The following is a 5,253-nucleotide window of genomic DNA, read 5'->3' as shown; positions in this document are numbered from 1 at the left end:
TGCACCTGTGGCTGGATGAGGCGATGGAAGCGCCCAACCCGGCTTCGATTTTGCGCAATTCGGCAGTGGTGGCCTGCGGGGCTTTTGTGCTGATTAAGCTGCAGCCGCTCTTGGCCCTATCGCCAGTTACAGATGGGGTCTTGGTGGTCATCGGCACGATCACAGCCCTGGGCGGATCCCTGGTGGCCTTGGCGCAAATTGACCTCAAGCGCACCTTTTCCTATTCCACCAGCGCCTACTTGGGGTTGGTGTTTATGGCAGTGGGGATGCAGCAGCCGGATTTGGCCCTGGAGCTGCTGCTCATGCACGGCTTGGCTAAGGCGCTGCTGTTTATGGGGGTGGGATCCCTCATCTACACCACCTCTACCCAAGATTTGACAGAGCTGGGGGGCCTGCGCAGCCGCATGCCGGCCACGGTGGCCGCTTTTGCCGTGGGATCCCTGGGGATGGTGGCCCTGCTGCCGCTGGGGTGCTTTTGGACGCTGGCCCGCCTGGCGCTGGTGTACGGCGTTTTGCAACCGGCCCTGGTGGGGGTGCTGCTGTGGGTAAACGGGCTGACGGCTCTCAACCTGGCGCGGGTGTTTGGCCTGGTCTTTTTGGGATCCCCGCAACCCAAAACCCGCCGGGCCCCTGAGGTGGGCTGGCTGATGGCTCTGCCCATGGGCATCCTGACGGTGCAAACCTTGCTCATGCCCTGGCTGTTGGGGCGCTGGGGGCTCTATCCCGACTGGAACCCGCAGCTGAGGTGGATGGCAGCCCTGCTGACGGCTGCTGGGCTGGTGGGGGCAGCCATTGGCGGCTGGCTGTACTGGGGGGACCAACGGAGGGTATATCTGCCCTGGCCGGAGTTGCAGGATCTGCTGGCCCACGACTTTTACACGGGGCACCTCTACCAAGCCCTGGTGGTGCAACCGGTCAGCGCCCTCTCCCGCAGATTGGAGTGGCTGGATCGCAACGGAGTGGACGGCTTGGTGAACGGGGTGAGCCTGGCCTTTTTCTTCAGCGGCGAAGCCCTCAAGTACACCCTGTCGGGGCGGATGCAACTCTATGTGCTGGTGATCGTCATGGGGGTGGTGTTGGTTACAGCTTGGCTACTGCGTTCGCCCCATTTGGGGTTGGCCTATTGATGGGAGAGAGCCATGTTGAGCCTTTTGATTGGGATCCCGTTGTTGGGGAGCATCTTGATTGGGTTGATTCCCGAGCAGGCGGGGAAGGGCTTGCACCGGGCTTTGGCCTTGGGGTTTGGGTGGGTTTTGTTTGGCCTGAGCGCGGGGCTGTTGCTGATCTTTGACCCCCACCTTGGATCCCTGCAATTGGCGGAAAAGATGGCCTGGATCCCCCAGTTGGGCTTGGTTTATGAGGTGGGAGTGGATGGGATCTCTCTGCCTTTGGTGGTGATGACCGGGCTACTGGTGTTGATGGCTATTTGGGCCAGCGGCCAGGTGGAGCGGCCCCGCCTCTACTACAGCTTGGTGCTCATGCTGGCGGCAGCGGTGGCCGGAGCTTTTTTGGCTCAGAATTTGCTGCTGTTTTTCCTGTTCTATGAAGTGGAGCTGATCCCCCTGTATTTGCTCATCGCCATCTGGGGAGGGCCGCGCCGCACCTATGCCGCCACCAAGTTTTTGGTTTACACCGCTCTGTCGGGGATCCTCCTCTTGATTGGCTTTTTCGGCCTCAGTTGGCTGAGCGATGCCCACAGCTTTACCTACACCGTCCTGCAGGCCCACCCTTTACCTCGGCTGTCGCAGATCCTTTTGCTCATTCCCATTCTGCTGGGCCTGGCCATCAAGATCCCCTTGGTGCCCTTCCACACCTGGTTGCCGGATGCCCATGTGGAGGCTTCCACCCCCATTTCCGTTTTGCTGGCGGGTTTGCTTTTGAAGTTGGGCACCTACGGCCTGGTGCGCTTTGGCCTGCAGCTCTTGCCGGATGCCTGGGATCAAGCCGGGCCTTGGCTGGCCGGTTGGGCGGTGGTTAACGTGCTCTATGGATCCCTGAACGCCTTGGTGCAGCAGGACATGAAAAAGCTGGTGGCCTACAGCTCCATTGCCCACATGGGCTACATTCTCTTGGCAACGGCAGCGGCAACCCCTCTATCCCTGGTGGGATCCGTCTTCCAGATGGTCAGCCACGGCCTGATCTCGGCGCTACTGTTTCTACTGGTGGGAGCCGTCTACACCAACACCGGCACACGGGATCTGAGGTTGTTGCAAGGGTTGCTCAACCCAGAGCGGGGCTTGCCGTTGATTGGTAGCTTAATGGTGCTGGGGGTGATGGCCAGCGGCGGTACACCCGGCATGGTGGGCTTTATCGCCGAGTTCGCCATCTTTCGGGGCAGCTTTGCCGTCTTTCCCCTGCAAACGCTCCTGTGCATGGTGGGGACGGGATTGACGGCGGCCTATTTTCTGCTGATGGTGAACCGTGTCTTTTTTGGGCGCCTCTCGCAAGTGGCCATAGCCATGCAACGCCACGCCACTGAAGAGCGCCTGCCTGCTGTTGTTTTGGCAACGCTGGTGGTGTTACTGGGCCTGCAGCCTAGCTGGGCAACCCGCTGGGTGGAGTCCACCACCTTGGCCTTGGCCAAGGCTAACCTAGCTGGTGTTGCAGGACTGGTCACTGCCTTTCAGTTTGGGTTGTCTTCCTTGTGATGATTTGATGAGATCGACGGAGTTTCTTTTGCTCCCATGACTGCCACTCTTGCTCCTGCTCCTTCCTGCTTCTTTCTGGCCGGCTTATCTCCTCTGGAGCAACTGCAACTGGCTCCTATTGTCCAGCGCCTAGAGGCAGGGGGAGCCCTTGTGCCGGATGCCCCTGCCAATCGCCTAGAGGTCATTGGCATCCTGCATAGCTACGGCGAGGTGCTGGATGCCTATTCGCGCAATTTGATCTTTATTGCCGACCACCAATTTTTGGAGCTTTTTCCGGCGTTCAAGTATTTCAACGGCGAGATTACCCTGGGCAAATGGCTGCGCTACCTGTGGCATGACCGCATCAACTACGAGTTTGCCGAATACTGCATGAAGGCTATGCTCTGGCATGGGGGAGGGGGGCTAGACCGCTACCTGGATACCCCTGAATTTGTCGAGCGGGCCAAGAGAGCCATCCGGGCCAAAATCCGCTTCAATCCCTTCTTGCAGGGCTTGGGGATCTTGTTTCCCGACTTTGCTCTAGAACAGGTGCGCATGCTGGCTATGTACAGCGGCTTGGGCCAGTTTTGGCGGGTGATGAGCGATATTTTCCTGGCGCTGGCCAAGCGCTCTGAGACAGAACCCCACCTCACCATTCCCGACGTGGTGGCTCACATCCAGCAGGGGTTGGTGGCAGCTGCCGACAAGCCTATCACCTACGCTCCCTGCATCTGGGGCCGCCGCTACGAGATCATTCCTCTCTCAGCAGGCCTGACCTTCCTGCCGGATACGGCCATCCCTTATGTGGAAGCGGTGTTTTTCCGCTCCTTTCCCTTTATGGGCACGGTTGCCTACAACGCCCAGGCCCACCAGATCCCGGCTGAGCAGGCTGACTTTGCCTACGGCGCCCTCTACGCCGATCCGCTGCCGGTAGGCAGCGCTGGGATCCCGCCTACCCTGTTGATGCAGGATATGATGCGCCACCTGCCCCCCTACTTGCGAGAGCACTACCGCCGCCAGCCTCGCGGGGATGATGACCTGCGGGTGAAAATCTGCCTTAGCTTCCAAAAGGCCATGTTCTGTGTTACCACTGCCGCCCTGCGGGCTCTTGCCCCCTTCCCTCTGGAAACTCAGGATCCCCAGCAGCAGTTGGCCAACCGCAAGTTTCTGGCTCCTTGGCTGCAGCGCCTGCTGGGATCCCGTCTGTTAAAGGTGCAGGAAGAAAGGGTTGAGGCCTAGCTGAGCTGGGAACTGCTACTTTTGGTTACTGGAAGGGGGATCCCCTTTTCGGATACAATATCTGCGCCCAGTTGAGCAATGGGGTGGCGTAGCCAAGTGGTAAGGCAGAGGTCTGCAAAACCTCTATGCGCCAGTTCGAATCTGGCCGCCACCTTTTAAACCTTACTTGCATCCCAAGCAGGGCAAGCATGAAAGACAAGCTGATATTGATGATCCCCGGCCCCACTCCCGTTCCCGAGAGTGCGCTGCTGGCGATGGCACGGGGGCCCATCGAGCACCGCAGCAAAGAGTTCACCGCCATTTTGGAAGAGGTCACCGATGGGTTGCGCTGGCTGCACCAAACCACCTCAGATGTGTTTGTCTTTTCCGCCAGTGGCACCGGCGCTATGGAAGCCGGGATCCTCAACACCCTCAGCCCTGGGGATCGGGTTTTGGTGGGGGTGAACGGCAAGTTTGGGGAGCGCTGGGCGGAAATGTCCGAGCAGTTTGGCCTTCAGTGTGAGCGGGTGGAAACTCCCTGGGGGATCCCTTACCCCGTCGAGATCTTCCAAGAAAAGCTGGCTGCCGACCGGGAAAAAACCATCAAAGCCGTCATCCTCACCCATTCGGAAACTTCCAGCGGCGTAGCCAACGATGTCCAAGCTATTGCTGCTGCTGCCCGCGAGCACGGGGAAGCCCTCGTCCTGGTGGATGGGGTCACCAGCGTGGGGGCAATGCCGGTGTTAATGGACGAATGGGGCTTGGATGTGGTGGCCTCGGGATCCCAGAAGGGCTATATGATCCCACCAGGGCTGGGATTTGTGGCCGTCAGCCCGCGGGCCATGGCCGCTACGGAGCGCTCTAGGTTTCCCAAGTACTACTGGAGCTTTAAGCTGGCGCAAAAGGCCCTGCACCAGGGCACCACTCCCTTTACCCCGGCGGTGAACCTGTTTTATGCCCTGCGAACGACGTTACAGATGATGCGGGCAGAGGGTTTGGAAGCCATCTACCGGCGTCATGCCAAGCTGGCCCAGGCCACCCGTGCTGGCGTCAAGGCTCTGGGGCTAAAGCTCTTGGTTGATCCAGAGTCAGCGGCCAGTCCTTCGGTAACAGCTGTACTCGCTCCCGAAGGGATCAACGCTGACACCATCCGCAGCACCTTGAAGAAACACTTCGACATCGCCCTTGCCGCTGGACAAGACCACCTCAAGGGCAAAATCTTCCGCATTGGCCATTTGGGCTTTGTGAGTGACCGCGATGTGCTGATGACCTTGGCTGCTCTGGAGTCAGCTTTACACACCGTGGGCTACAGCGACTTCACCCCAGGGGCGGGAACTCGCGCCGCCGAGGAAGTATTGGCCCACGGCTTCTGAGCCCCCAGCTCAGCTAGAAATCGCAGGAGCCCCGC

Annotated in this window: 4 protein-coding genes and 1 tRNA gene; all 5 read left to right on the top strand. The window is 59.7% G+C overall.

The genetic code is table 11. The features are described 5' to 3' along the window. The coding region (locus tag NW815_RS10035; protein WP_414415966.1) for a proton-conducting transporter membrane subunit at nucleotides 1-1,127 on the top strand (1,127 nt) is incomplete at its 5' end. A 12-nt stretch (nucleotides 1,128-1,139) separates the two neighbouring features. Then, nucleotides 1,140-2,648 (top strand): NADH-quinone oxidoreductase subunit M, encoded by a 1,509-nt coding sequence (locus NW815_RS10030; protein WP_414389816.1) that lies wholly within the window; start codon nucleotides 1,140-1,142, stop codon nucleotides 2,646-2,648. A 36-nt stretch (nucleotides 2,649-2,684) separates the two neighbouring features. Continuing rightward, on the top strand, nucleotides 2,685-3,866 hold the full coding sequence (locus tag NW815_RS10025) for a CO2 hydration protein (RefSeq protein WP_414389814.1): 1,182 nt from the start codon (nucleotides 2,685-2,687) through the stop codon (nucleotides 3,864-3,866). A gap of 82 nt (nucleotides 3,867-3,948) precedes the next feature. Next, a tRNA-Cys gene (locus NW815_RS10020) sits at nucleotides 3,949-4,020 on the top strand. Nucleotides 4,021-4,054: 34 nt separating this feature from the next. Further along, nucleotides 4,055-5,218, top strand: coding sequence for a pyridoxal-phosphate-dependent aminotransferase family protein (locus tag NW815_RS10015; protein WP_414415965.1), 1,164 nt, complete (start codon nucleotides 4,055-4,057; stop codon nucleotides 5,216-5,218). Nucleotides 5,219-5,253: the final 35 nt, after the last annotated feature.

The sequence above is a fragment of the Synechococcus sp. R6-7 genome, assembly GCF_047461695.1.
Classification (GTDB): Bacteria; Cyanobacteriota; Cyanobacteriia; order Thermostichales; family Thermostichaceae; genus Thermostichus.
This window is presented reverse-complemented; position numbering and strand designations above follow the sequence as displayed.